The sequence below is a fragment of the Caballeronia sp. ATUFL_F1_KS4A genome (assembly GCF_023630905.1).
Lineage (GTDB): Bacteria > Pseudomonadota > Gammaproteobacteria > Burkholderiales > Burkholderiaceae > Caballeronia > Caballeronia zhejiangensis.
The window spans coordinates 68723-92592 of the sequence record NZ_JALQEB010000035.1 but is presented as its reverse complement, the minus strand read 5'-3'; the positions used below and the strand labels follow the sequence as shown (position 1 = coordinate 92592).

Genomic DNA, 23870 nt, shown 5'->3' with positions numbered 1-23870 from the left:
GATGCTGCTCGATAAAAAACTGGCGGTCGTGACCGGCGCAAGCTCGGGCATCGGGTTCGCCACCGCGCAACGGTTCGTGTCGGAGGGCGCCCGCGTCGTGATCAGCGGACGCAACCAAGAGAAGCTGCGTCAGGCCGCGCAAACGCTCGGCGAGAATGCGCTGTGCGTCGTGGCCGACGCCGCCAGTCCGGCCGACATGCAGCGTCTCTACAAAACCGCAGTCGAGCATTTTCAGCGCGAGATCGACGTTCTGGTCGCCAACGCCGGCATTTCCCGGCAGACGCCCGTGCGCGAAACCTCGCTGGAACAATTCACCGATGTCTTGCACATCAACGTCGGCGGCGTGTATGCGACGGTGCGCGAAGCGCTGCCTTCGCTCGCGCGGCCGGCATCGATCGTTCTCGTGGCATCGCTCGCGGCCAATCAGGGCACGAAAAATTTCTCCGCATATTGCGCGTCGAAGGCGGCTGTCGTTTCTCTGGCCAAAAGCTTCGCCGCCGAATTCGTCGAGCTCGGCATACGCGTCAACAGTATTTCGCCGGGCGTCGCGAACACGCCGATCTTCGACAGCTTGGGCATGTCGGAGACGCAATTGCTGGAGTGGGCGAAAGTCATCCCGATGAAGCGCCCGGCCGACCCCGCCGAGATCGCATCGGCGATCCTTTTCCTTGCGACGGATGCATCGCAATACATGACCGGCGCCGATCTAGCCGTCGATGGCGGCATGTCGGGGATCAGTCCGTTTTGATCGCCGCCGACGCCAACGGCTCGCTCGGCGGCTCGATGCGCCGCACGCTGACGCTGACGTCCATCCCGGCGAAGTCCTCCGCGGCGCCGAACCACGATCCGGACACCGGCGCCGCCTGTTCGGGCTTGCGCGTGTACGCGACGCGGATCAGATCGGTGCCGCCGACGAGCGAGTTCGTCGGATCGTAGGGCACCCAGCCCGCGCCCGGCAAAAAGACGTGCAGCCACGCGTGCGTCGCGCCCGCGCCGACGACGAGCGGCTCGTCGCGGCTCTCGATCTGTCGCGCGCCCTGCTGCAGCCCCGTGTTGCGGACGGCCGGCGCAGCGGGCGTGTCGAGCGCCTGATCGTACAAATACCCGGACACGAAGCGCGCGGCCAGTCCGAGTCCGCGCACGACTTCCATCATCAGCAGCGCGAAATCGCGACAGGTGCCGCTGCGCCGGTTCAGTGTCTCCGACGGACGCTGCGTGCCCATCGCGTCGCGCGACTGATACTGAAAGTCGCTGCGAATGGCGGCGTTGATGTTCCCCAGAATGTCGCGCGTGTGCGTGACGCCGCGCCGGGGCAGAAACTGCGCGACCCAGTCGCGCAGCATCGGCTGATCGTCGGGATACTGCGGCGGCAGGAAAGACGCCAGATCGAGCCGGTCCTCGTCGGCGTACTGAAACGGATAATTCTCGGCTTCGGGCGCGACCGGCAACTCCAGATTCCTGATGCCGAAATGCTCGATGACGAAACGCGCGCGCAGTTCGAGCGTGTCGGCGGGCACGCGCGGCTCGACGACCGCGACCGAATTGGAAAACACGTCGTGCATCCAGTACTGCGTGCTGTGCGGAGCGGCCGCGAGCGTCGCCGACAGCACGCGGATATCGTGCGCGGCGCGCGGCCGGAACATCACGCGATGCGGCGAGAATTCCACCGGCGTGTTGTAGCGATAGGTCGTGACGTGCTCGACTTCGAGAAAGACGGACATGTGCCACCTCCGGGCCAGCGCTGCACGATCGGGTCGACCCGACAATCATGCCACTGGCGCGCCGCCTTGAACATCAACGCGTCACGAGCACGAACGGAGCGACGCCGCCATACGCCGAACCGCTGCTGAACGATCGCAGGCCGAGATCGACGTCTCTGTATTTTCCGTCCGCGCGCTGCCTCAACTGATTGACGGACCAGACGCCGTCTTGCTCCAGAAGAATGGATTTCGTTTTCGGCTCGTACTGGAGATACGCCATCGACTTCGACGAACTCAGCGCGGTCGTCTTGCTTCTGCTCGTCACGTCGTAGAGGATGACCGAACTCGGGCTGTTGGCATTGTCATCGGCGAAGAGAATTTGCTGATTGTTGATCGCCGCGATGAACTTCGGATTCTTCTCCGGCAGATCGGTCAGCACGCGCGTGAAGCCGCTCTCCAGGTCCATCTCCGTGAGATTGCCCTGTGCGTTCGGCGACGCGAATCCGACGAAATACGCTTTCTTCGCATCCGGCGTGACGGTGAACTCATCGCGCGGCGCCGCCGGCGCCGAACCGGCCGGATAGCCGCCCCTGATGAAGCCGCTCGCCGTTTCGATGCGCAGCACCTCCAGCCTCGTTCCCCGCTCGTTCGCGAGCGCGAAGATGTGCTCGCTGTCATTGGCGGCCGTCGCGATCTTGATGACGCTGAATTCTTTCGGCAGCACGAGCTTTCTGACGAGCGTTCCCGAATCCGTATCGACGACGTCGATGATATTTTTGTTCCACAGATAGACCTGATTTCCGGTCAACGCGGGCTGAAAACCATAGCCGGTGAACGTCGTCAACATCGGACCGATGGGCGTGACGCGCACGACCTTGTTGCTCGCGGTGTCGATGGTGGCGAGATCGACGGACGTCGAATTTCGCTCCATCAGCACGTGCAGCCGCTTGCCGTCGGCGCTTGCGAACATCTGATCGACGCGCTGATAGTCGCCGCCCAGCGAAAGATCGATCGACGCCTTCACAGCGCGCGAAGGAAACTCGTAGGCGGTAATCCGCGCCGGCGCCTGCGCACGCGTCAGCGTGTACACCGTCTGAGTGGAAGGCGGCGGCCCATAGTATTTCTGCACCATGTCGATGTCGGTGGCGCTCAGCTTGCCGTCACCGTTCCATTCGGGATTGCAGTAATTCATGATCGAAGCGACATCCCACGCGCCGATCGTCGTGTCGCCGTTCGTGCCCTGCGCGGGCTCGTTGCAGGTCGAAGGCGTGTCGGGCCGGTTCTGCTCGTGCGCGAAGCCCAGCGCGTGACCGAATTCGTGCGCGGCGATGCGGCGTATGCAGTATTCTTCGCGTCCCTGGCAACTTTGACTCCAGTTCCTGAACGTGAAGTTGAGCGCCATTCCGCCGACCGCGTTGTTCAGCATCGCGCCGAGGCCGAAAGTATGCGGCCCGCTCTGCGCGCTGTCATCGACGCTGATTCGGATCCCGAAGTAATTGGGATCATTCGTGCATTGCTGCCAGCCTGTGAAACGCACGCCCGAATGCTGTTCCCAGGTCTCCTGAACTGCGAGGCGGCTCCAGTTTCGTGCCGACGCGAAGCGCGCGAAATCCGCGTTGTTCATGTCCCAGCACACGCCGATGGGAACGCGACTCCAGATGACGGTCGACAACGCGTAGCCCTTGGTCGTCGATTCGGTCTGTGAAGCCGGCTGTCCTGCGATGCTTTTCGTGCTCTGGCCTGAGACATCGGAGCCGGCGTCGCCGCCGCATGCACTGATCAATACTCCTGATGAAATAGCCAGGACCATCCCTCGTATCCTTCTCATTTTGTTCTCCATGTATAGAGACCACGTCAACGCATGGCGGAAGGAAATCTGTTCTCAGCGTGTCGCGCCGCTGAAATAGTTATAAGGATTGTTTCCGAGAGATTCTGCCTTTCAGCAGCAGTACGTCAATAATTAATTTTCCTTATTGCCGGATAGGGAACCCTTACTGGATCAGGAGTCCAGCCGATTCCAAGTTCGCCGCGACGCCAGGCCCTTGCGGCTCAGCGTCCTTTCCACGGCACGAGCCGCTGCTCCAGCGCGCGCATGCCGAAGTCGAAAATCCACGCGATCGCGCCGATCAGCACGATGCCCATCACCACCACGTCGGTGCGCAGAAAGCTCGACGCGTTGAGCACCATCTGACCCAGGCCGGCGGTCGCGGCGACCATTTCGGCGGCGACGAGCGTGGTCCAGCCGAAGCCCACGGCGATGCGCAGGCCCGTCAGTATTTCGGGCAGCGCGGCGGGCAGCACGACGAACCGCACGACTTGCCCGAAGTTCGCGCCGAGCGACCACGCGGCGTTCACCTGCTCGGCAGTCGCGCTCCTGACGCCGGCGCGCGCGGCCATCGCGATCGGCGCGAAGCAGGCGAGCCAGATGACGACGATCTTCGCGGTTTCATCGATACCAAAGTAGATGACGACGAGCGGTAGATACGCGAGCGGCGGCAGCGGCCGATAGAACTCGAGCGGCGGATCGAGCACGCCGCGCGCGATGCGGCTCACGCCCATCAGAATTCCGACCGGCACCGCCGTGACAACCGCGAGCGCGAACGCGCCGAACACGCGGATCACGCTCCACAAGAGATGCTCCGAGAGCGGCAATCCGCCCTGAAGCCGTCCGTGCAACGCGTCGATGAACGCCTGCCAGACCGCCTCGGGCGAAGGCAGAAAGAGCGGCGGCAGCCAGTGGAAATGCGTGGCCGCCCACCACAATGCCGCGAGCGTCGCGACGCACAGCGCGCTGGGCAGCGCGGTCGGCCCCGCGCCCGGCATCCCGCGATAGCGCGCGCGATGCTTCGTGCGGGTGACGCGTCGCGTGGCTGGCGATGCGCTTGGGGCGTTCGGCAGCGGGACATCGTGAGCGGGCCGGTTCACGCCGCCTCCGTCTCGGTGCGATGCAGGCGGCGCGTCAGCCGCTCCCGCCATTCGATGAACGCGGGCGACGATTTGACGGCGCGCGCATCGCGGCTGCGAACGTAGTCCCGCGAGAAGGGCAGTTCGTGCACCTCTTCGATGCGGCCCGGACCTGGCGTCATCAGCACGAGGCGCGTCGCCAGAAAGAGTGCCTCTTCCACGCTGTGCGTGATGAAGAACACCGTCTTTCCGGTGCGCGCCCAAACGTCGAGCACGAGTTCCTGCACGGTTTCGCGCGTGAGGGCGTCGAGCGCGCCCATCGGTTCGTCCATCAGCAATACTTCGGGATCGCTCGCGAGCGCGCGCGCAATTCCGACGCGCTGCTGCATCCCGCCCGACAGCGCGTAGACCTTCGCGTGTTCATGTTGCGCGAGGCCGACGAGCGCGAGCGTGCGACGCGCGATCTCGCGGCGCTCGTCGCGCTTCACGCCGCGAAAACGCAAGCCAAGCGCGACGTTGTCGATGACGTTCAGCCACGGCATCAGCGCATGCTTCTGGAACACGACGCCACGCTCGGCGCCGGGCCCGTCGATCGGTTCGCCATTCAGCGACGCTTCGCCTTCGATCGGCTCCAGGAAACCCGCGAGACAATTCAGCAGCGTGGTCTTGCCGCATCCCGATGCACCCAGCGCCACGACGAACTCGCCGCTGCCGATCTGCAAGTCGACGCCTTGCAACGCGGGCGTGCTCGCGCCTTCATACGTGACGCCGAGGTTGCGGATGGAAAGCGATGTCATTTCGCGGCCTGCTGCACGAAGCGCGGATCGACGCCCGTGGAGTAATCCGCGAGCACGTTCTGAATCGTGCCCTGCTGTTTGAGGAACTGAGCGGTTGCCGCGAGCGACTTTGCCGCCCCGGATTGCGCTCCGCCGCCGAGCCAGGTCGGCGACGCCTGCTCGCCCGCGCTCGGGAAGGCGTAGAGCGCGAGACTCGCGGGCACGTCGGCGGGATTCGCGCCGGATTCCTGCGCGACGGCCTGCACCTGTTTCGACGCGGCGGTCCAGTCGGCTTTGTGATCGCGGTATTGCGCGTCGGTATCGGCGAGCACTTTGACGAAACCGTTCAGGAACGCCGAATTGTCCTGCGCGAACTTGCGCGACGCGACGAAGCCGTCGAAGGTCGCCTTGCCCGATTCCTTCGCCACTTCGCCCGACGTGATCAGCACTTTGCCGTTCTGCTTGGCTTTGGCGAGCACCGGGTCCCAGATATACGTCGCGTCGATATTGCCGCGTTCCCACGCCGCCGCGACCTCCGGCGGACGCAGATTGACGATCTTCACCGTCGACGGATCGACGCCTGCCTGCTGCAAGGCGACGAGCGCATGAAAATGCGACGTCGACACATACGGCACGCCGAGCGTCTTGCCTTTCAGATCCGCGAGCTTGCTTACGCCCGAGCCGTTGCGCGCGACGAGCGCCTCGGCGTCGTTGATGTTGTCGAGAATCCAGAACAGCGAAAGGTCGACGCCTTGCGACAAGCCCGCCGCGATCGGGCTGGAGCCGGCTTCGCCCAACTGAATGGAGCCCGATGCGAGCGCGCGAATGACATCCGCGCCGCTGCCGAGCTTGCGATACGTGACCTTGTATCCGGTGGCTTTCTCGACGGCGCCGCTCGCCTGCGCATAACGCCAGGGCACGACCATGTCCTGATAGCCGATGACCACTTCGCGCGTTTCGGCGTTTGCGTGAAGGGGCGCCATAGCAGCGAGAACGATGGATGCGATGCCGGCGATCAGCGCGCGGCGATGGATCGAAGGTTTCATGGAACGGACGAAATGATGTGGTGAAGCCTTCGACTATAGGCACTTTGCGTGCCGCGGCTACGAAGCAATCGTGCGTAGCAAATGACGCGGCGCATGCTTCGCATATTCGCCGTGCGCCGTCATAGGGTTATCGGAAGAACTGCGCTCAGGAAGACAGTTTCCCGAGTCTTCAAATGCCAAATGGATAATTCCTTATCGATAGAAATTGGATCGCCGCGGGCGGGCCCGGCGTTAGCATGAGCATCCTCTCCAACCTGTCCTTCGGTTCATTCAAGCGATGTCCAATCTTCCCCGCTTCGGCGTCTGGGCGCTCGTGCATGGCAGTCGCGCGGCGTTGCAGGATCCCGCCGAGCCCTACGATGCCTCGTGGGCGCGCAACAAGGCGCTCGTGCTAGAGGCCGAGCGCCTCGGTTACGACTCCGTGCTCGTCGCCCAGCACACGATCAATCCGCACGATCCTTCGCTCGATCAGCTCGAAGCGTGGACGGCATCGGCGGCATTGGCTGCGCTTACGTCGCGCATCGAGATCATCGCTGCGATCAAGCCTTATCTCTATCATCCGGTCGTGCTCGCGAAGATGGCGCAGCAGATCGAGCACATCAGCGGCGGACGCTTCGCGATCAACCTCGTCAATGCGTGGAATCGTCCGGAGCTGGAGCGCGCGGGCATCGGCTTCGCGGAGCATGACGAGCGCTATGCGTACGGACGCGAGTGGATCTCGGTCGTCGATGCGTTGCTGCGCGGAGAAGCCGTGAAGCATCGCGGCGACAACTTCCGGATCGACGACTATCAGTTACGGCCCGCCGATCCGTTTCGCGCGCGTCCGCGCATCTATGTCGGCGGCGAGTCGGAGCCGGCGCGCTCGCTCGTCGCGGCGCATGGCGATGTGTGGTTCATCAACGGCCAGCCGCACGACGACGTTGCGGCCCTGATCGCCGATGTCTCCGCCCGCGCGCGCCCGGCGGGGCACGAGCCTTTGCGCTTCGGCCTGTCGGCGCTCGTGATCGCGCGCGAGACGCAGGACGAAGCGCAGGCTCATCTCGAACATCTGTTCGCGCTGGCGGAACTCGACAAGCCGCTGCGCGAACGGCAAAAGGCCAATACCGATCCGAACGCGGTGATGCACCAAACCTTCGCGCGATCGGCGCGCGTCGGGTCGAACGGCGGCACGGCCGCGGACCTCGTCGGCGATTACGACACGGTCGCGCGGCGCATCGTCGACTTTCATCGCGCGGGCATCGAACTCTTCATGCTGCAATTCCAGCCCTTCGAGGCCGACATGGCCCGCTTCGCGCACGAAGTCGTGCCGCGCGTGCGACGTCTGCTCGACTAAGAAAGCGCGCCGTCCCGTCCGCCTTCGACAAGGGACGGCGCGCGCGATCAGAAGAACGCGCCCATGGGCGGCAATTGCCCGGTCAGCAGGTTCTGTCCGAGAAAGCGTTCCTTGTAGACGCGCGGATTGTGCGACGCGATCACCTTGATGTTGCGCCAGTGCCGGTCCAGCGCGCCGACGCGCGACACGACGGAGCCCGAGCCGAGATCGATCAGCCAACTTGCGATCTGCGGGGCGAGATCGTCGATCACGACCTTGGCTTCCGATGCCGCGAGCGTGGCCGCGAGCGTCGCCTCGTATTCGTCGCGTGTGCCGTGTCGGTCCCATGCGCGCTGCAACGCGCCGGCCGCGCGATCCGCGATCGCTTCGACGCTCGCCGCATACGCGCGGATACGGCCGAGCAGCGATTGCAGCACGGGTTCATCGACGGGATGCGCGGCTTCACCGTGATAGAAGTTGCGTCCCCGCGCGCGCAGCACGTCGACGGCGTCCAGCGCCACGCGCCGCACGATGCCCGCGATGCAGTTGGTGAGATAAACCTGATGAAACGTGAAGCCCCAGGGCGCGGCTTCATCGGACTTCGGCGGATCGGGCGGATAAAGCTGCGCGGCTGGAACCGTCACATCGCGAAACCGCGCCGTTCCCGAACCTGTGAGGCGCTGGCCGAAGCCTTGCCAGTCATCGTCGTCGTCGACGCCCGCGCCGCGTTCCAGCACGTACTGCACGGTGCGGCCCGCGCGGCTTTCCACGGCGAGGCCGGTGAACGCGTCGTTATACAGATTGCCCGTCGCGTAGATCTTGTCGCCGGAGCCGACGTACACGTCGCGCGACGCATCCCATTCGAGCCGACTGAGGACTTTGGTCGGGCGCGCGCCGGCGGCGACCACATCGCTGTCGACGAAGCTCAGGCCGATGGTCTTCTTCTGCGCGGTCAGCTCCAGCACGCGCGTATGGAACGGTTGCTCGCGTCTCCGGAGCGCGGCTTCCACTTGCCACAGATGATTGCGAAACGCGTGGGCGATGTTCGAATCCGCCGCGGCGAGATCGCGTGCGACGATGAAAAGCCCGTTCAGCGAAACGCCGCTTCCGCCTGCATCGACGGGAAGACGCAGCGCGCCGAAGCCGAGCGCCTTGAGCTTTGCAATCTCTTCGTGCGGCAGCCGGTGCCCGCGTTCGCGCTCGGCGGCAGTCGCGGCGATGTCACCGATGATCTCCGAAAAGCCGAGCGCGGCGGACAGCGGGGAGACGAGCGTCGGTCCGGCGCTCGTCGGATAGTTGACGTCAGACATTCGTGCGCTCCTCGATTCACACCTTGATGCTGTAATCCGCGACCTTGATGCGCGAGTTGATGATCTTGCGCTCGGCCAGCCAGTCGGCGGCGCGCTGAAATTGCGCGATGAAAGCGGCATCGTCGGGCTCGTGAAACTGATTGACGCGCTTGAGGCTTGCGAGATAGTCGCGCACCTGATCCGGATATTTGCCCTCGCGCTGCACGAGCAATTCGGCTTCGGCGGAATGCGCCGACTGCCACGCGCCTTCGACGTAATACGCATCGATCACCGCGCGGATCAGCTCGGAATTCTCCTCGGTGAACTTGCGGCGCGTGACGAGCGAGCTGTAATCAATCAGAAAATCCAGATCGCGGCCTTCGTTGAAGATGTCTTTCGCGTCGTTCGAGAAGCGCGAGATGTCGACGCCGGGCGACCACATCGACCAAGCGTCGACTTTGCCTTGCGCGAAGGCGGGCGCCGCGTCGGGCGGATTCAGATAGACGAACTGGACCTTGTCGCGATCGACGCGATGCTTCTCCAGCGCGGCGATCAACAGGAATTCGCCAAGCCCCGACCGGTTGACGGCGACCTTGCGGCCCGCGAGATCGGCGACGGATTCGATGCCGCTCGACTTCTTCGCGATGATGGCCGTCGAGCGCGGCGAATAGATGTCGAACGCGGTGAAGACGATCGGCGAGCCGGCGAGCATCGCGGCGAGTGCGGGAGTCGTCGATCCCCAGAATCCGAAGTCGGCGCTGCCGCCGACCACGGCCTGTATCGAAGGCGCATGGTTCGGGAAAGGGCCGACCCATTCGACCTTGATGCCTTTCGCGGCGAGCGTCTTCTCGAACACGCCGCGCTGCTTCGCGATGTCGGGCAGGCTGCCGTAACCCCAGCCGATGCGGACCGTATCGGTGTTGCGCGTCAGCTTGCGCGGCTCGGCCGCGCGTGCCGGGAACAATCCGCCGGTCGCGGCGCCGGCCAGGAGGCCTCCCGCCGCGCGCAGCAACCGGCGGCGGCTCAGCGATGAGTCGTTCATGCTCGTCCTTCTTGTCTTATGGAAAAGTGATCAGTGAGACCGGACGCCGAGTTCCGCGAGCAGGGCGGGGCGCAGTGCCTGCGGCGCGTGTTCGCCGGGTTCGAATGACGCGGCGATGCGTCCGGCGCGCATGACGAGAATCCTGTCGGCGAGCGTGAGCGCTTCGTCGACGTCATGCGTGACGATCAGCACGCCTGGCCGATGCAGCGCGACGAGTTCCTTGACGAGACCGTGCATGCGGATGCGCGTGAGCGCATCGAGCGCGGCGAACGGCTCGTCGAGCAGCAGCAGCGCGGGATCGTGGATGAGCGCCCGCGCCAGCGCCACGCGCTGCGCCTGACCGCCCGACAGATTGCGCGGCCAGTCGTCCTCGCGGCCGGCGAGTCCGACTTCGGCCAGCGCGCGCGCCGCGCCCGTCCGGCCGATCGTATTCTCGTAGCCGAGCGCGACGTTCTGCCATAACGTCGACCAGGGCAGCAGGCGATGCTCCTGAAACACGACGGACGGACGTTCCGGCGCGCGGATCGACCCGGCGTCGGGGGAATCGAGCCCCGCGAGCGCGCGTAGCAGCGTTGTCTTGCCGCATCCGCTTTCGCCGAGCAGCGCGACGAATTCGCCTTTGCGAATATCGAGGTCCAGTGCATCGATGACGACGCGGCTGCCATAGCGTCTTTGCAGTCCGCGCACGGACACCGCCAGCGCCGGCGAACCGACGCGCGCGTCGCGGCGCGTAACGATGGCCGTCATGTGCGCGCCCCTTTCGCGTAGTTCGCGTGCCACGAGAGATAGCGGGCTTCGAGCAGGCGCACGAGCGCATCCGCGACGACGCCGATGATCGCGTAGATGATGATGGTGAGCAGAATGACGTTGGTGTTCAGGAATTCGCGGGCGTCCATCGCGAGGAACCCGATGCCTTTCGTCGTGGCCAGCGTCTCGGCGATGACGAGCGCGAGCCACGCGTGGGCGAGCGCGTAACGCACGCCGGTGAGGATCGACGGCATCGCGCCGGGAAGGATGATTCGTCGCACGATCGCCGTTCGGTTCAGGCCGATCACGCGGGCGAGTTCCATCAGTTTCGAATCGATCTGGCGAATGCCGAGCATCGTGTTGATGTAGATCGGGAAGAGCACCGCGAGCGCGACCAGAAAGATCTTGGCGACTTCGCCGACGCCGAACCAGACGATGACGAGCGGCAGCATCGCCAGGAAAGGAATGGCGCGCACCATCTGGATCGAGCGGTCGAGGAGCGCTTGCGCGAGCGGCGAGAATCCGACGGCGATGCCGAGCGCGAGCCCGATCGTTCCGCCGATGACGAAGCCTCCCGCGGCGCGCAGCAGCGACACGCCCAGGTGCACGAAGAGTTCGCCGTTTTGCGCCATGTGGACGGCCGTTTCGAAGACGCTGCTCGGTGCCGGGAGGACCTGCGGCGCGATCAGTCCGAGGCGCGCCGCGATTTCCCATAGCAGCACCACGATTGCGGGGATGGTCCAGGAGAGCCATCGGTAGAGCACGTCTTTGGAAATCAGCGCGCGAGACGCGTGTCCCGAGCGATAGGTGTCGCGCGTGGATGTCAGGTCAGCCATCTTGTCGGCTCGTCGTGAATTCGAGCCTGTAATTAGAAAGCTTCGGAATGCACGCAACAAACGTTTTATTGTGCTTTGCTTTTCACGCTTCACCGCGTTAGGGCATACGCATTGCTTCCTACGAGAGACGCGCTTGCAAACCTCTTTCGCTTATGCCCGCCGCATGAATCAATATGACCTCGTCAGCGCCATTCAATGTCTCCAACAAGAGCTCGACACGTCGCTTTTGAGCGATAAACAGTGCGCGGTTCGGATTTACACGCTGATTAAACAGATCGAAGCCGCCTCGATAATGGACGATCGCCTGAAACACGATCTGATGATGGTCGAATCTCTTCTGATATTGAAACGGCGGCAGCAAGCACTCGATCGGCTCAAGAGCGCGGTGGTAGCCACGTATCTGCGCGCATGATCGGAATTGTCTAGTGGTCCGTGGCGGGGGGAGGCGTCTACAGTGTGGCTTCCCACAACGTCCGATGGAGAGTGACCATGGAATCCAGAATGAACGTCTCGGTCAATGACCACGGTCATGCAGTCATCACGTATTCGATGCCGCTGAGCGACTACTGCGCTCAACGAGCAAGAACGCTGCGCGCAATGGTGCAAGTCGTCAGCCATGCAAAAGAAACCGAGGACAGCGCCGCGCTCGTCAAGCCGCTCATGGAACTGATCCGCATGCACGTCGACGAAATCGAGCCGCTATTCAAGTCGCTCGATCAGCGCGCATACGAAAAGGGATTCGAAGACGGGCGAGACGTCGGATTCCCGAAGAGCAAGAATCCGCGCGAAATCGCCAAAGTACCGGCGGATAACGTCGCCGCAGTCAGACCCGCACGGTCAACTGCGTGACGCTCATGCTTTCGCCGCAATAGTCGGGCGCGGCATCGGAAGAAACGGCGGCGTCGCGATAAGCGGCGATGCGCGCCGAGACGATCCCTGTCGCGCCGGAAAGCACGCGCTCGCATACGCGTTCGAACTCGCCCGCGCCCTCGCGCATGCTCACGAGGCCCGCCGCGCCTGCGCGCTGCGTCTCGGCGAGCGCGTGGGCGTTGGTTCCGTCGGTGAAAACGACGACCGGCGTATCCGGACACGCCGCGCGCATCTCCCGCAAAAACGCGAAGTCGTCAGCCGGCGAGCCTTCCATGCCGCAACTCAGCACGATTACGTCGTAGCTCGTCGTCTTCAGCCTCGCGAGCAATTTATCGGCGTTCCTGACGCACGCCGACACCCGAAACCGGTCACTCGACTCGAACCAGCTTTGCAGCCCATATAAAACGACGGGGCGATCGTCGGCAAAGACGATCTCGATTTTGCTTTTGCGCTTCATTCTTTTAGACCGGCCTCGACGGACAATGCACACGATGTCCGGGTTGGAATTTCTTCGAGCGCGCACGTTAGCAAATCGGCAGCGTTCACGCTGCGGCGCACAACAAAATTTCTCGATTCATGGTCGATCCGTAGCGCTGCCGTTCGTCGTGGAAGTAGCCGGCGCTGCAAATGTCGCGATCGCTGCGCCGCGTCCGCAATCCGCTCGACTATCTGGAGACAGCCCGATGAGCCTGCAACTCTATGCACATCCGTTTTCGTCTTACTGTCAGAAAGTTCTGGTGGCGCTGTACGAGAACGGCACGCCGTTCGAATGGCGCGCGCTGACACCGGAAACGCCGCATTCGATGGCCGAACTCGCCGAAATCTGGCCGATGAAGCGCTTTCCCGTGCTCGTCGACGACGGCAGCCCGGTGATCGAATCGACGGTCATCATCGAATATCTCGGGCTGTATCACGCCGGCCCGGTGCGCCTCGTTCCCGACGATCCGCGCGCCGCGCTCGAAACGCGCTGGATGGATCGCTTCTTCGACAACTACGTGTCCACGCCGCAGCAGAAGATCGTTTTCGACGCGATGCGCGATCCGCACGAGCGCGACGCGCGCGGCGTCGCCGATGCCCGCGCCATGCTCGACACGTCGTACGCGTTTCTCGATCGCAAGATGTCCGCGCGCGAATGGGCGGCGGGCGACGCGTTCAGCCTCGCGGATTGCGGCGCCGCGCCGTTCCTGTTCTATGCGGACTGGTGTCATCGCATCGCGGAGCGGTATTCGAACGTGATCGCGTATCGCAAGCGGCTGCTCGCGCGGCCGTCGTTCGCGCGCGCCGTCGACGAAGCGCGGCCTTACCGGTCGCTGTTTCCGCTCGGCGCGCCGGACCGCGACTGAATCGCCCATTCTGAAAGGAGATCGGATATGAGCACGACCACGAACTACATTCCCGCCGATGAACTCGCGCAGCGCGCGACGATGAGATTTCCCAACGAAAGCGCCGAATATCGCCGGGCGCGCACCGCGTTGCTGGCCGAGGAAATCGACTTGCGCCGGCATATCGAGCGCGTCGCGCAGATGCGTCGCGCGTTGCCGCCCGGCGGCGAAGTGACGGGCGATTATCGATTCGACGGCGAGCGTGGCGCGGTTGATTTCGCCGGGCTCTTCGGCGACAAGGACACGCTCGTCACGTATAGCTACATGTTCGGGCCGCAGCGCAAGCGGCCGTGTCCGATGTGCACGTCGCTCTTGTCGGCGTGGGACGGCGAGGCGCGCGATATCGAGCAGCGCGTGGCGCTCGCGGTGATCGCGCGTTCGCCGCTCGCGAAACTCGTCGCGTTCAAGAAGGAGCGCGGCTGGCGCGACCTGCGGCTTTTCTCCGATACGAACGGCAATTTCAGCCGCGACTATCACGCGATATCGAAGGAAGGCGGCGACGATCCCGCGCTCAACGTCTTCACGCGGCGTGACGGCGTGATCCGTCATTTCTGGAGCGGCGAGATGGATTTTTCGACCGCCGATCCGAACGAGGATCCGCGCGGCGCGCCCGATCTGATGCCGCTCTGGACCGTGCTCGACATGACGCCCGAGGGACGCGGGACGAACTGGTATCCGAAGCTGGATTACGGGCCGCGTGACTGAGCCGGTCGCTGCCGGAGGAAATCGACGAGGACGGATACAATGCCGCGGCGCGCTTTCCAACGCGCTTCCGGCCGAGTCATCCGATCCAAGTCATGAACAATTCGCCCCGGGCCTTCCTGCTGGGCCCGCTTCTCAAGAGCGTGTCGCGGTCGTTTTATCTCACGCTGCGCATTTTGCCGGCGGGCATGCGCGACCCCATCGGGCTCGCGTATCTGCTTGCGCGCGCCGCCGATACGATCGCGGATACATCGCTGATTTCGCCGCAGCGTCGGCTGGAATTGCTGCTCTCGCTGCGCGCGCAAATCAACGGTGCGCCCGACGACGGCGCGCTCGAGCGCATCGCGGGTGAGGTCGCGGGGCAGCAGGCGCAGCCGGACGAACGCGCGCTGCTCGAATCGCTCGATGCGGCGCTCGCGATCCTGCCGCAATTGAACGCCGACGACCGGGCCGCCGTGCGCGACATCGTCACGACGCTTTCCACCGGCATGGAGTTCGATCTGCGCACGTTTCCCGACGAAACATCGGGCGAGATCGTCGCGTTGCGGGAGTTCGGCGAACTGGATCGCTATACGTATCTCGTCGCGGGTTGCGTCGGCGAATTCTGGACGAAGATGACGTACGCGCATATGCCCGGCACGCTGAAAGCCGCGCCCGACACGATGCTCGCGCTCGGCGTGCGCTTCGGCAAGGCGCTGCAGATGACCAACGTGCTGCGCGACTGCGCGAAGGATTTGCGCATCGGCCGATGCTATCTGCCCGAATCGATGCTCGCGCGGCATGGCCTCACGCCGCAAGATGTGTTGCGGCCCGAAACGTCGGCGCGCGCGCGGCCCGTGCTTTTCGAATTGCTGCGCACGTCGCTCGCGCTGTTTGAAGACGCCGTCGATTACACGCTCGCGATTCCGGCGAGCGCGATCCGTCTGCGTCTCGCGTGTCTCTGGCCGATCATGATCGGCCTCGATACGCTCGTCCTGCTCGCGCGCAACGAAGCGTGGCTCGATCCGCAGAAGGTCTCGAAAGTGCGCCGCAACGACGTGTACCGGATCATGGCGGCATCGTTGCCGATGGTCGTATCGAACGGCATGTTGCGCGCGTGGACCGCGCGCCGCGTTCAGGCGATAGAAGCCGAAATCAGCGCCGCAACTCGGCCATGATGCGTTCGGCGAGAAAGTCGCACGGCGGCCGTTTCGACGCCGCGCTGCGCGCCAGAACCACTTCGAGCGTGCCAATATCGGGCAGGCCTTGCGCCGGCCCGAGCAGCGTGAAATGCGCCGGCACCGCGCATTTCGCGAGCGGCGTCACGGCGAGACCGGCTTCGGCCATCGTCAGCAGACCGAGCAGGCTCGGACTTTCATACGACGTGCGATAGCCGATGCGCGCGCGCTCCAGGCTGCGGATCGCGTTTTCGCGCGCGACGCTGCCCGGCAAAAACACGGCGATGGGCAAGGGCCGCTCCTTCCAGATCTCGGTGCCGGGCGCGGCGGCCCAGACCATCGGCTCGTGGCGGAGAAATTCGCCCGACAAACCCTTCACGCGCGTCGCGCAGACAAGATCGACCGAGCCGTCTTTCACCATCGGCGCGAGCGCGACGCTCGGCAGGCCGACCACCTGAATCTCGACTTTCGGATACGTCGCCGAGAATTTCTTGAGGATCGGCGGAAAAAGCGACGACGCGTAATCGTCCGGCACGCCGATCACCACGCGTCCCGTCACGTCCGGCCGCACGACCGCCGCCCATGCCTCGTCGCGCAGCGCGATCATGCGCCGCGCGTAGGTGAGGAGCACTTCGCCGTCCTGCGTCGGCACCACGCTGCGCGGCTTGCGCACGAACAGCGCCTTGCCCAGCGCGGTTTCCAGCGTCTTGATCTGCATGCTGACCGCCGACTGCGAGCGATGCACGAGCTCCGCCGCGCGGCTGATGTTGCCGGTATCCGCGACGGCGATGATCATCGAAAGGACGTCCAGATCGAGCGCTTTCATGGTGAGCGACCGGTTGCTATCAGAAATTCTGAACGATTCTATCAAAATTATGCGTTTTTCTTTTGCTTCGCCGCGGCGCATAGTCGCATCCAAGGAGCTAACTCATGAACGCGCGAACCGATCTCTCCGTCCTCACTGCCGTGCAAGGTCTGCCTGAACCGTCGTTTGCCACGACGAAATCGGGCATTTCCGTGCCGTATATCGAGTGCGGCGAGGGCGAGCCGCTCGTTCTCGTGCATGGCTCGCTGTGCGATTACCGCTACTGGGACGCGCAGATTCTGCCGCTCGCGAAGCATTTTCGCGTGATCGCGCCGAGCCTGTCGCATTACTGGCCCGCCGTCGATGCTTTCGTGCAAGGCGAATTCGGCTGGGAAGCGCATGTCGCGGAAATGGCGGAGTTCATCGAGGCGCTCGATCTCGCGCCCGTGCATCTCGTCGGGCATTCGCGCGGCGGCTGCGTCGCGTTTCATCTGGCGCGCGAGTATCCACGGCTCGTGAAGACGCTCACGCTCGCCGATCCGGGCGGTCCGCTGCAAACCTCGCCGCAGGCCACGCCCGCCACGCTGCCGCCCGCGACCAACGCGCTGCGCACGCGCGTGGCCGAGCTGATCGAACAGGGCGAATTCGACCGCGGCCTCGAAATGTTCGTGGATTCGGTCAGCATGCCGGGCTTTTGGAAGAAGAGCACGGAGAGCTTCCGTCGCATGGCGCTGGATAACGCGCTCACGCTGCCGAAGCAATTCCGCGATCCGCTGCCCGCATACACGCGCGAAGCGGCGCGCGACATCAAGTGCCGCACGCTGCTGATCGACGGCGAGAAAAGCCCGCGCATGTTCCGCAACAACGTCGAGAAGCTCGAAGAGTGGATCGAGTTCGCGGAGCGTCAGACGATCGCGCGCGCATCGCACGGCATGAACGTCGCGAGTCCCGGCGCGTTCAATCGCGCGGTGCTGGCGTTCGCCGGCGCATGGTGAGCCGAAAGCGGCTCACTGCAGCTTCCAGATGTTCGCCGCGATCGTGCCTTCGTCGTTGAACACGTTGATGATGTCGGGCACGTCGCTGATCGGCACCTTGTTCACGATCAGCGCGAACGCGAGCCTTCGTCCGCTTTTCGCGTCGATATAACCCGCGAGCGCCTGACCTTTGAGCGTGGTCGTCGCGGTGCCGTCGGGGTTTTCGGTGCCGGTCACGTACGTTCCCGTCTTCGCGTAGACCTTGCCTTTCGCGCCCGCGAGCGTCGGATCGGCTTCGAAGTCGGTCGTGCTCGCGAGCGAGCCGTCGACGCCGAGAAAAGGCATCGAATCCAGATACGCCGGGAACGCCGGACGGCCGTTCATCGCGCGCAACATCGCGATGACCGCGACCGGCGTCGCCGTCGTTTCGCCGCCGCCGCTGCCGTCGATGAAATGCGTCTGGCTCATCGGCACGTTGAACGGCGCGGCGGATAGCTTCGCGTTCTCCGCCGCGAGCGCCGACTGAAGCGTGGTCGAACCGTTGTTCGCGACGCCGAAGAGCATGAGGCTCGTGTCCGCGCCGATGTTGTAGCTGACCTTCAGAATCCACTTCGAATATTCGCTGTACGGCTGCGATGTGAGCTGCGCGACGCGCGTATCGGCGGAATATGAATTCTTCGCGGGCAGAAGTTGCGTCGGGTTGTTTTCGACAGCCGGCGCCGTGACCCTCACGCCGGCGCGCGCGAGCGCCTCGATGAGCACCGTGCGCGCATAGTTCTGCGGCGCGGTGATGCGGAACGTGCGGATGACCGGGAAATTCGGCACGATCGGCGGCACGTAATTCGCCGGAATCGAACCGCCGATCGTGCCGGTGCAGGCAAGCGAGCCGAAGCAGGTCGGGTCCGTCGGCGTGACGGTGATTTTCGCCTCGGTGCCCGCCGCCGCTGTCATCAACGTGGATTGCACCGTGAACGCCGATGATTTCGGCCGATAGTCCACCGGCGTCGCCGAGCCGGCGCTGCCCTGCGAGATGATCGTATCGACGACATCGTCATTCACGAAGATCGACCGCAATTGAAATTCGCCGCGAAAGTCGAAGGGTTCGAAAAGCCGATCGTCGATGACGACTTCGCCGTTGACCTTCTTGATGCCCGCTGCCGCCACCTGCGCCGCGAGCGCGTCGTAGCCCGCGAGCGGATCGGGCGCGGTGATCTGCGCGTTGCCGAGATTGTTCGCTTCGTTGTGGTCGAAGTTGGTCCAGGCGAGCGTGCCGTCGGCGTTCGTGCGGCCGCCCATCGAGAGATCGCCGCTCGCGACGAGCACGAGATTGCCGTTGAGCGTGCCGGCCGCATCGACGGTTCCCGTGCGATACACCGGCGTCTGAAACTGATGCTGCGCGCCGTATTGATCGAGCGCCGCGCCGAGCGAAAACACCTTGCGCACCGACGCCACATACACCTGCGCGTTCGAATTCATGTCGTAGACGAGATCGCCCGAGTTCAGATCGACGACGCGCAATGCCCACGTCGCGCCCTGATACATGGGCTTTTTCATGATCTGCGTGATGGCGTCGGGGACGGACGTATCGGTGGAATCGGAGCCGCCGCAACCGGTTACGGACGTGACGAGCGCGCAGCCGAGAGCGAGAGCGGCCACGCGTGCCGGACTTCCTGAAAGCGGGTTCATGACGCGGCTCCGATAAAGGCACATCGCGCTCCGCACCGGAGCGAACATCCATACGTCGGGACTGCTTCACAGCGCAGACAGGACATGTCGGCGGCCGCCCATCATTTCGCAGCGAGGCGGGTGAGTGAATTAAATACCTTACACGAGCCTTGTCAAGCGAGGACTATCGCGAATCCAGTGCTTCAGGCAAGCGGTTTTTGTTTGAAATCGTGAATGCTTTTCGTCTGCTTGTTGTGACGCGACAACGGAAAAAAGTTTGGCGCGGGCTAACATCTTCGGCACCTCATCGCGAAGAAGAGGACACCTTGAGCACGGCCCACGACGATCTCGATGCATGGAAACGCCGGCGCACGCTCGAATTGGCGTACGAGCTGGCCGATAGCGGCCGCTACGAAGATTTCACCGATATCGCCTATGCGCTGCAATTCGAGCGCGGCATGGCGACCGCGCAAGCGCTGATCGACGACCCCGACATGCGCCGCGTGCTGAACCAGCGTTGCGGCGACGCGCGCGAAAAGCTCGCGCCTGTTCCGGAGCCCGTTCCCGAACCGGAGGCGATCGAAGCTGCATCGGAAGCATCGAACGATCATGCGCAACTGCCGCAAGCCGGCGACTTCACGCGCGCGCCATCGCTCTTCAAGCGCGCCCTCGGCATCGTCTGGCGATCCGGCAACGCGGGCGGCCTCAATTCCGCTCCTTCCTGAAGTTTTCTTGTCGCGGGCCGTGCGCCAGCGCACGACATCACCCCATTTGCGCGCAAATGGCGGATTTGCACGACTTGAGCGCCCGTCAAAACCTTTACACTTGCAGAAGCTGAACCATAAGCCCGGACTGTGCGCGCACAAGTCCGGTGTTTGAACTTCGAGGAGGAAATGTTCGTGGCTAACGAAAAGATGCTCGCGCAAATGGCTGAGAAGGATGGTTTCATCGCTGCTCTGGATCAGAGCGGCGGATCGACGCCCGGCGCGCTGCGGCAATACGGAATTCCGGACGACGCCTACAACGGCGACGCCGAAATGTTCAAGCTGATGCATGAAATGCGCGTGCGTATCATGACGGCGCCTTCGTTCACGGGCAAGAAGGTGATCGGCGCGATTCTGTTCGAGCGCACGATGGACGGCGAAGCGGAAGGCAAGCCCGTTCCCACGTTCCTGTGGGAAGACCGCGGCGTCGTGCCGTTCCTGAAGGTCGACAAGGGTCTCGAAGCCGAAGCCGACGGCGTGCAGATCATGAAGCCGATCCCCGGTCTCGACGATCTTCTGGCGCGCGCCGTGAAGCTCGGCATCTTCGGCACGAAGATGCGCTCGGTGATCCATCAAGCCGACGAAAAGGGCATCGCCGCCGTGGCGAAGCAGCAGTTCGAAGTGGGCGCGCAGATCATCAAGCACGGTCTCGTGCCGATTCTCGAACCCGAAGTCTCGATCAAGAGCCCGGACAAGAAAGGCGCGGAAAAGATTCTGCGCGACGAATTGCTGAAGGGCCTCGACGCGCTGCCGGAATCGAGCAACGTGATGATCAAGCTGACCATCCCCGACGAGGCGGATTTCTATCGTCCGCTGATCGAGCATCCGCGTGTCGTGCGTGTCGTCGCGCTGTCGGGCGGCTATACGCGCAGCGACGCGTGCAAGAAGCTCGCGCAGAACCACGGCATGATCGCGAGCTTCTCGCGCGCGCTCATCAACGAGCTGAAGAAGGACATGAGCGACAGCGAGTTCGACAAGACGCTCGAGCAGTCGATCGACGAGATCTACGAAGCGTCCGTGAAGAAGGTCTGACGCTTCGTTACTTGTTGGCGCGTTCGGTAGGCGGCGGCGTTTGCACGACGGGCGCCGCCGCCCGAAAAATGTCCTCGCGCGTGCCGCTTTTCGGCGGATAGATGCGCTCGCCGTTGATCGTGCGCTTCGTCGCCTTCGCCGTCTCTCCTTCCGAGACGAGCTTTCTGTCCCATCCTTCCGTATACACCGCGCCCCACGGCCCGAGATCGCAGATGGTCGTGTACCAGTCGATCGACAGCGGCAGCATCTCCAGCCCGAATAGATCGCAGACGGCGTTGTTGCCCGCGTAACGTCCCATCGGCCGGCCATGCTGGCACGACATCACCGATGGCCGCGTGCCGTCGATCAATATGCGCGCGCAATCGCCCGCCGCGAACACGCCCGGCACGCCTTCCGCGCGCAGAAACGTATCGACGGGCACGCGTCCGAGCGGGTCCAGCGTGACCGGCAATTGCGCCGCGAGCGCGTTCGCGTGCATGCCGCCGCACCAGACGACCGTCGCCGCTTCGATGCGCTCGCTCGCCGCGCCATCGTGGAGCGTGAGACCTTGGCCATCGACCGATTCGAGCGTCACGCCTGGCCGCATCTCGACTTCGAGCGTCTGCAACGCGCCTTCGATGACATGCTGCGCGCCGCCCATCGATTGCGCGATCCGCGCCGAACGATCCGCGAGCACGACGCGCACCTTGCCGCGATCCTTTTCCGCGACGATCTCGCGCAGGCGCGCGGGCAATTCCGCCGCCAACTCGATGCCCGTCAGTCCCGCGCCGACCACGACCGCCGTATAGCGGCCGGGCGTGTCGGGCAGCGCGGGCAAGGTCAGCAGATGCGCCTGCAGCTTGCACGCGCCCGCGTAGGTGTCGACATCGAATGAATAGCGATCGAGGCCCGGAATCGGCGGACGCACGAGCACGCTGCCTGCCGCGAGGATCATCCGGTCGTAGTCGAGCGTCTCCGATGCTCCGTCGCGTTCGATCGTCACACGGCGATTCGCGCTGTCGAGGCTCGTCGCCTTCGCCTGAATCAGGTGCACGCCCGCGGGCCCGAGCACGGTATCGAGTTGCACGAGCGTCGGGTCGAGCGGCTGTTCGTAGTTGCGCACCCGCACGCTATGAAAAGGCACCGGATTGACGATGGCGACTTCCGCTTCGTCGGCGTGCCCGAGTTCGTCCAGCTTGCGCGCCGCCGACAGCGCGCTCCACAGACCGGCGAAACCCGCGCCAATCACAAGGATTCGTTTCAAGGCCATTCCCCTGATTAAACGATCGTTCGTGCTATGCGTCGCGTAGAGCGGCGCTCCGTTCTTGGTTATAGGCGATTCGCAAGGCGTTGGTTCTCATCGCGCGTGCCCGTATTAGTCGGGTTTTCGCCAAAAGTGATTTCGCCGTTTAGGTATTTACCCTAGGGCGTGCGATACCTAAACTCTGTTCAACGGTCGCGCACGAAGCAAACAAGGCAGCGTGAGCGGCAACTCAAAACTTATGGATGGAGGAAAGCATCATGAACAAGTTCATCGGTATCGCAGCGGTCGCTCTTGCTTTTGCCGCGCCGGTCGCATCGTTCGCGCAGTCGAATCAGCCTTTGACGCGCGCCGAAGTCCGCGAGCAAATCGTGCAATTGGAAAAGGCCGGTTATAACCCGAACGTCATCAGCGATTCGAAGTATCCCGCCGACGTTCAAGCTGCCGAAGCGCGCGTCGCCGCGCAAAACGGATATGGCGGTGTGGCGGATGGTTCAGCGCAATCGGGCGCTCGCGTGAACGCGGTTCAAGCCGACGTTTTCCCGACGTTCGCGCATCACTGAGCAGCAAGCAGCAAGCTGCAAGCCGCATCACGAAACGCGCTGGTCTCGGACCGGCGCGTTTTTTCGTTCTAGAGCGGAAAGCCGCCTGCGAACGTCTCGCGCAAATATCCGATGAAAAGCGCGACCGCGCGTGGCACATGCGGCGCATAAGGCCGCACCACGAATAGCTGATCCGCGAACGCGCCGACCGGACGCCACTCCGGCAACAGCACGACGAGCTTTCCCGCTTGCACGGCGGCCTGCGCGGTGAAATCCGGCAAGAGCGCGATGCCGAGATCGTCGAGCGCTGCATCGCGCAGCACTTCGCTGTTGTTCGCCGCGAAAGGACCGCTCACCGCGAGCGTATGAGGCCCGGTCGAAGTCTTGCGCCCGCCTTTCCTTTCGAACGACCAGATGCTCGATGCCTGCGGCCGCGGATAGACGAGGCAATCGTGCGTGACGAGATCGTTGGGCGTCGCCGGCGTGCCGCGCCGCTTCAGATAGGCGCGTGTCGCGACGATCACCGAACGGGTATCGCACAGCTTCCACGCGACGTGCGTATCCGGCACCTGCGCGCTGTGCCGCAGCGCGAGATCGAAGCCTTCGGTCGCGATCGAACTCAACCGGTCCGATGCCTCCAGTTGCACCCGCACATCGGGGTGCGCGTGCAGAAATCCGGCCATGCGCGGCACGAGCTGCTGCCGCGAAAAGGCCATCGGCGCGGTTACGCGGATGAGCCCGCGCGCGACGCCCGCCATCTCCTTGACGCTCATGAAGCTCGATGCGATGCGCTCGTACTGCTCGCGCGTATCGTCGACGAGCCTGCGGCCCGCTTCGGTGAAACGCACGCTGCGCGTCGTGCGCGTGACGAGCGGCACGCCCGCCGCGCGCTCCAGTTCGGCGATGCGCTGGCTCATCGCCGCTTTCGATACGTTCAGCCGCGCGGCGGCGGCCGTGTAGCTGCCTTGTTCCGCAAGCACGGTGAGCCAGTGCAAATGCGTCCACAGACCTTCGATCTTTTGCTCGTCCATCAACCGATTGTTTGCCAATATAAACAATGAGTTCAATCATAGCGTCTTTGCAAG

General features: G+C 63.9%; 25 protein-coding genes. 11 read left to right on the top strand and 14 right to left on the bottom strand.

Annotated elements, in window-relative coordinates:
- The first annotated feature begins 1 nt into the window (after position 1).
- Complete coding sequence (locus tag NCS03_RS23020; RefSeq protein ID WP_250436877.1) at positions 2-748, top strand: SDR family NAD(P)-dependent oxidoreductase; 747 nt, start codon at positions 2-4, stop codon at positions 746-748.
- Here the strand turns inward: NCS03_RS23020 and NCS03_RS23015 are convergent.
- The 5 genes from NCS03_RS23015 to tauA all read right to left on the bottom strand — a co-directional run bounded on the left by NCS03_RS23015 (position 735) and on the right by tauA (position 6363).
- On the bottom strand, positions 735-1721 hold the full coding sequence (locus NCS03_RS23015; RefSeq protein ID WP_008349015.1) for a transglutaminase family protein: 987 nt from the start codon (positions 1719-1721) through the stop codon (positions 735-737). The genes NCS03_RS23020 and NCS03_RS23015 overlap by 14 nt on opposite strands.
- A 73-nt stretch (positions 1722-1794) precedes the next feature.
- Entirely contained in the window at positions 1795-3483 is a 1689-nt protein-coding gene (locus NCS03_RS23010; protein ID WP_250529870.1) for an ATPase, read from the bottom strand.
- A gap of 266 nt (positions 3484-3749) precedes the next feature.
- Positions 3750-4625, bottom strand: coding sequence for an ABC transporter permease subunit (locus NCS03_RS23005; protein ID WP_250436875.1), 876 nt, complete (start codon positions 4623-4625; stop codon positions 3750-3752).
- On the bottom strand, positions 4622-5401 hold the full coding sequence (locus NCS03_RS23000) for a taurine ABC transporter ATP-binding protein (RefSeq protein WP_250529869.1): 780 nt from the start codon (positions 5399-5401) through the stop codon (positions 4622-4624). Before NCS03_RS23000 ends, NCS03_RS23005 begins: the two co-directional genes overlap by 4 nt.
- Positions 5398-6363: a taurine ABC transporter substrate-binding protein gene (gene tauA / locus NCS03_RS22995; RefSeq protein WP_502801541.1), complete on the bottom strand. Its 966-nt coding sequence runs from the start codon at positions 6361-6363 to the stop codon at positions 5398-5400. Before tauA ends, NCS03_RS23000 begins: the two co-directional genes overlap by 4 nt.
- Positions 6364-6703: 340 nt before the next feature.
- Here tauA and NCS03_RS22990 point away from each other — a divergent pair, with 340 nt between their 5' ends.
- Positions 6704-7759, top strand: a complete 1056-nt coding sequence (locus tag NCS03_RS22990; protein WP_250529867.1) for an LLM class flavin-dependent oxidoreductase — start codon at positions 6704-6706, stop codon at positions 7757-7759.
- Between the two features lie 47 nt (positions 7760-7806).
- On the opposite strand, the gene NCS03_RS22985 is transcribed toward NCS03_RS22990, so the two are convergent.
- Genes NCS03_RS22985 through NCS03_RS22970 form a run of 4 tightly spaced genes read right to left on the bottom strand, consistent with a single transcriptional unit; the run spans position 7807 to position 11652 of the window.
- Positions 7807-9048 carry an acyl-CoA dehydrogenase family protein gene (locus NCS03_RS22985; RefSeq protein ID WP_250529866.1) on the bottom strand — a complete coding sequence of 414 codons (1242 nt, stop codon included), beginning with the start codon at positions 9046-9048 and terminating at the stop codon, positions 7807-7809.
- A gap of 16 nt (positions 9049-9064) precedes the next feature.
- Positions 9065-10069 carry an NrtA/SsuA/CpmA family ABC transporter substrate-binding protein gene (locus tag NCS03_RS22980; RefSeq protein ID WP_033536495.1) on the bottom strand — a complete coding sequence of 335 codons (1005 nt, stop codon included), beginning with the start codon at positions 10067-10069 and terminating at the stop codon, positions 9065-9067.
- Between the two features lie 30 nt (positions 10070-10099).
- A complete protein-coding gene (locus NCS03_RS22975) occupies positions 10100-10816 on the bottom strand; it encodes an ABC transporter ATP-binding protein (protein ID WP_008349001.1) in 717 nt (238 codons plus the stop codon).
- Positions 10813-11652 (bottom strand): ABC transporter permease subunit, encoded by an 840-nt coding sequence (locus tag NCS03_RS22970; protein WP_175982622.1) that lies wholly within the window; start codon positions 11650-11652, stop codon positions 10813-10815. The genes NCS03_RS22975 and NCS03_RS22970 overlap by 4 nt, the downstream gene beginning before the upstream one ends.
- A 133-nt stretch (positions 11653-11785) precedes the next feature.
- On the opposite strand from NCS03_RS22970, the gene NCS03_RS22965 reads away from it, so the two are divergent.
- Together NCS03_RS22965 and NCS03_RS22960 are read left to right on the top strand one after the other, a co-directional pair.
- Positions 11786-12064, top strand: coding sequence for a hypothetical protein (locus NCS03_RS22965; RefSeq protein ID WP_250529865.1), 279 nt, complete (start codon positions 11786-11788; stop codon positions 12062-12064).
- A 77-nt stretch (positions 12065-12141) separates the two neighbouring features.
- Positions 12142-12501, top strand: coding sequence for a hypothetical protein (locus NCS03_RS22960; protein ID WP_250529864.1), 360 nt, complete (start codon positions 12142-12144; stop codon positions 12499-12501).
- Here NCS03_RS22960 and NCS03_RS22955 read toward each other — a convergent pair.
- Positions 12476-12979 carry a response regulator gene (locus tag NCS03_RS22955; RefSeq protein WP_250436869.1) on the bottom strand — a complete coding sequence of 168 codons (504 nt, stop codon included), beginning with the start codon at positions 12977-12979 and terminating at the stop codon, positions 12476-12478. The two genes, NCS03_RS22960 and NCS03_RS22955, sit on opposite strands and share 26 nt — an antisense overlap.
- A gap of 226 nt (positions 12980-13205) precedes the next feature.
- On the opposite strand from NCS03_RS22955, the gene NCS03_RS22950 reads away from it, so the two are divergent.
- The 3 genes from NCS03_RS22950 (at position 13206) to NCS03_RS22940 (ending at position 15763) form a co-directional block, all read left to right on the top strand.
- Positions 13206-13865: a glutathione S-transferase family protein gene (locus NCS03_RS22950; protein ID WP_008348990.1), complete on the top strand. Its 660-nt coding sequence runs from the start codon at positions 13206-13208 to the stop codon at positions 13863-13865.
- Positions 13866-13892: 27 nt separating this feature from the next.
- The gene (locus NCS03_RS22945; protein WP_250529863.1) at positions 13893-14609 is read left to right on the top strand and encodes a DUF899 family protein; all 717 of its coding nucleotides are present in this window, start codon (positions 13893-13895) and stop codon (positions 14607-14609) included.
- A gap of 92 nt (positions 14610-14701) precedes the next feature.
- The gene (locus NCS03_RS22940; RefSeq protein ID WP_250529862.1) at positions 14702-15763 is read left to right on the top strand and encodes a phytoene/squalene synthase family protein; all 1062 of its coding nucleotides are present in this window, start codon (positions 14702-14704) and stop codon (positions 15761-15763) included.
- Here the strand turns inward: NCS03_RS22940 and NCS03_RS22935 are convergent.
- Entirely contained in the window at positions 15741-16589 is an 849-nt protein-coding gene (locus tag NCS03_RS22935; protein ID WP_008348983.1) for a LysR substrate-binding domain-containing protein, read from the bottom strand. The two genes, NCS03_RS22940 and NCS03_RS22935, sit on opposite strands and share 23 nt — an antisense overlap.
- 104 nt (positions 16590-16693) lie before the next feature.
- Here NCS03_RS22935 and NCS03_RS22930 point away from each other — a divergent pair, with 104 nt between their 5' ends.
- Complete coding sequence (locus tag NCS03_RS22930; RefSeq protein WP_008348981.1) at positions 16694-17563, top strand: alpha/beta fold hydrolase; 870 nt, start codon at positions 16694-16696, stop codon at positions 17561-17563.
- A 12-nt stretch (positions 17564-17575) separates the two neighbouring features.
- On the opposite strand, the gene dacB is transcribed toward NCS03_RS22930, so the two are convergent.
- Positions 17576-19228: a D-alanyl-D-alanine carboxypeptidase/D-alanyl-D-alanine endopeptidase gene (gene dacB / locus NCS03_RS22925; protein ID WP_250529861.1), complete on the bottom strand. Its 1653-nt coding sequence runs from the start codon at positions 19226-19228 to the stop codon at positions 17576-17578.
- A 305-nt stretch (positions 19229-19533) separates the two neighbouring features.
- Here dacB and NCS03_RS22920 point away from each other — a divergent pair, with 305 nt between their 5' ends.
- Complete coding sequence (locus NCS03_RS22920) at positions 19534-19932, top strand: hypothetical protein (RefSeq protein ID WP_250436863.1); 399 nt, start codon at positions 19534-19536, stop codon at positions 19930-19932.
- A gap of 174 nt (positions 19933-20106) precedes the next feature.
- On the top strand, positions 20107-21003 hold the full coding sequence (locus tag NCS03_RS22915; protein WP_250529860.1) for a fructose bisphosphate aldolase: 897 nt from the start codon (positions 20107-20109) through the stop codon (positions 21001-21003).
- A 7-nt stretch (positions 21004-21010) separates the two neighbouring features.
- Here the strand turns inward: NCS03_RS22915 and NCS03_RS22910 are convergent, their stop codons facing one another.
- On the bottom strand, positions 21011-22246 hold the full coding sequence (locus tag NCS03_RS22910; RefSeq protein WP_250522054.1) for an NAD(P)/FAD-dependent oxidoreductase: 1236 nt from the start codon (positions 22244-22246) through the stop codon (positions 21011-21013).
- Positions 22247-22503: 257 nt separating this feature from the next.
- Between NCS03_RS22910 and NCS03_RS22905 the strand changes: the two genes are divergently transcribed.
- Entirely contained in the window at positions 22504-22806 is a 303-nt protein-coding gene (locus NCS03_RS22905) for a DUF4148 domain-containing protein (RefSeq protein WP_033536520.1), read from the top strand.
- A gap of 68 nt (positions 22807-22874) precedes the next feature.
- Here NCS03_RS22905 and NCS03_RS22900 read toward each other — a convergent pair whose 3' ends face one another.
- Positions 22875-23816 (bottom strand): LysR family transcriptional regulator, encoded by a 942-nt coding sequence (locus tag NCS03_RS22900; protein WP_175982612.1) that lies wholly within the window; start codon positions 23814-23816, stop codon positions 22875-22877.
- Between the last annotated feature and the right edge of the window lie 54 nt (positions 23817-23870).

Bases quoted from the DNA above. Each gene is read 5' to 3' on its own strand.
- NCS03_RS23020 (WP_250436877.1), top strand. From the start codon at position 2: ATGCTGCTCGATAAAAAACTGGCGGTCGTGACCGGCGCAAGCTCGGGC.
- NCS03_RS23015 (WP_008349015.1), bottom strand. From the start codon at position 1,721: ATGTCCGTCTTTCTCGAAGTCGAGCACGTCACGACCTATCGCTACAAC.
- NCS03_RS23000 (WP_250529869.1), bottom strand. From the start codon at position 5,401: ATGACATCGCTTTCCATCCGCAACCTCGGCGTCACGTATGAAGGCGCG.
- tauA (WP_502801541.1), bottom strand. From the start codon at position 6,363: ATGGCGCCCCTTCACGCAAACGCCGAAACGCGCGAAGTGGTCATCGGC.
- NCS03_RS22990 (WP_250529867.1), top strand. From the start codon at position 6,704: ATGTCCAATCTTCCCCGCTTCGGCGTCTGGGCGCTCGTGCATGGCAGT.
- NCS03_RS22985 (WP_250529866.1), bottom strand. From the start codon at position 9,048: ATGTCTGACGTCAACTATCCGACGAGCGCCGGACCGACGCTCGTCTCC.
- NCS03_RS22980 (WP_033536495.1), bottom strand. From the start codon at position 10,069: ATGAACGACTCATCGCTGAGCCGCCGCCGGTTGCTGCGCGCGGCGGGA.
- NCS03_RS22975 (WP_008349001.1), bottom strand. From the start codon at position 10,816: ATGACGGCCATCGTTACGCGCCGCGACGCGCGCGTCGGTTCGCCGGCG.
- NCS03_RS22970 (WP_175982622.1), bottom strand. From the start codon at position 11,652: ATGGCTGACCTGACATCCACGCGCGACACCTATCGCTCGGGACACGCG.
- NCS03_RS22960 (WP_250529864.1), top strand. From the start codon at position 12,142: ATGGAATCCAGAATGAACGTCTCGGTCAATGACCACGGTCATGCAGTC.
- NCS03_RS22955 (WP_250436869.1), bottom strand. From the start codon at position 12,979: ATGAAGCGCAAAAGCAAAATCGAGATCGTCTTTGCCGACGATCGCCCC.
- NCS03_RS22950 (WP_008348990.1), top strand. From the start codon at position 13,206: ATGAGCCTGCAACTCTATGCACATCCGTTTTCGTCTTACTGTCAGAAA.
- NCS03_RS22945 (WP_250529863.1), top strand. From the start codon at position 13,893: ATGAGCACGACCACGAACTACATTCCCGCCGATGAACTCGCGCAGCGC.
- NCS03_RS22940 (WP_250529862.1), top strand. From the start codon at position 14,702: ATGAACAATTCGCCCCGGGCCTTCCTGCTGGGCCCGCTTCTCAAGAGC.
- NCS03_RS22935 (WP_008348983.1), bottom strand. From the start codon at position 16,589: ATGAAAGCGCTCGATCTGGACGTCCTTTCGATGATCATCGCCGTCGCG.
- NCS03_RS22930 (WP_008348981.1), top strand. From the start codon at position 16,694: ATGAACGCGCGAACCGATCTCTCCGTCCTCACTGCCGTGCAAGGTCTG.
- dacB (WP_250529861.1), bottom strand. From the start codon at position 19,228: ATGAACCCGCTTTCAGGAAGTCCGGCACGCGTGGCCGCTCTCGCTCTC.
- NCS03_RS22905 (WP_033536520.1), top strand. From the start codon at position 22,504: ATGAACAAGTTCATCGGTATCGCAGCGGTCGCTCTTGCTTTTGCCGCG.
- NCS03_RS22900 (WP_175982612.1), bottom strand. From the start codon at position 23,816: ATGGACGAGCAAAAGATCGAAGGTCTGTGGACGCATTTGCACTGGCTC.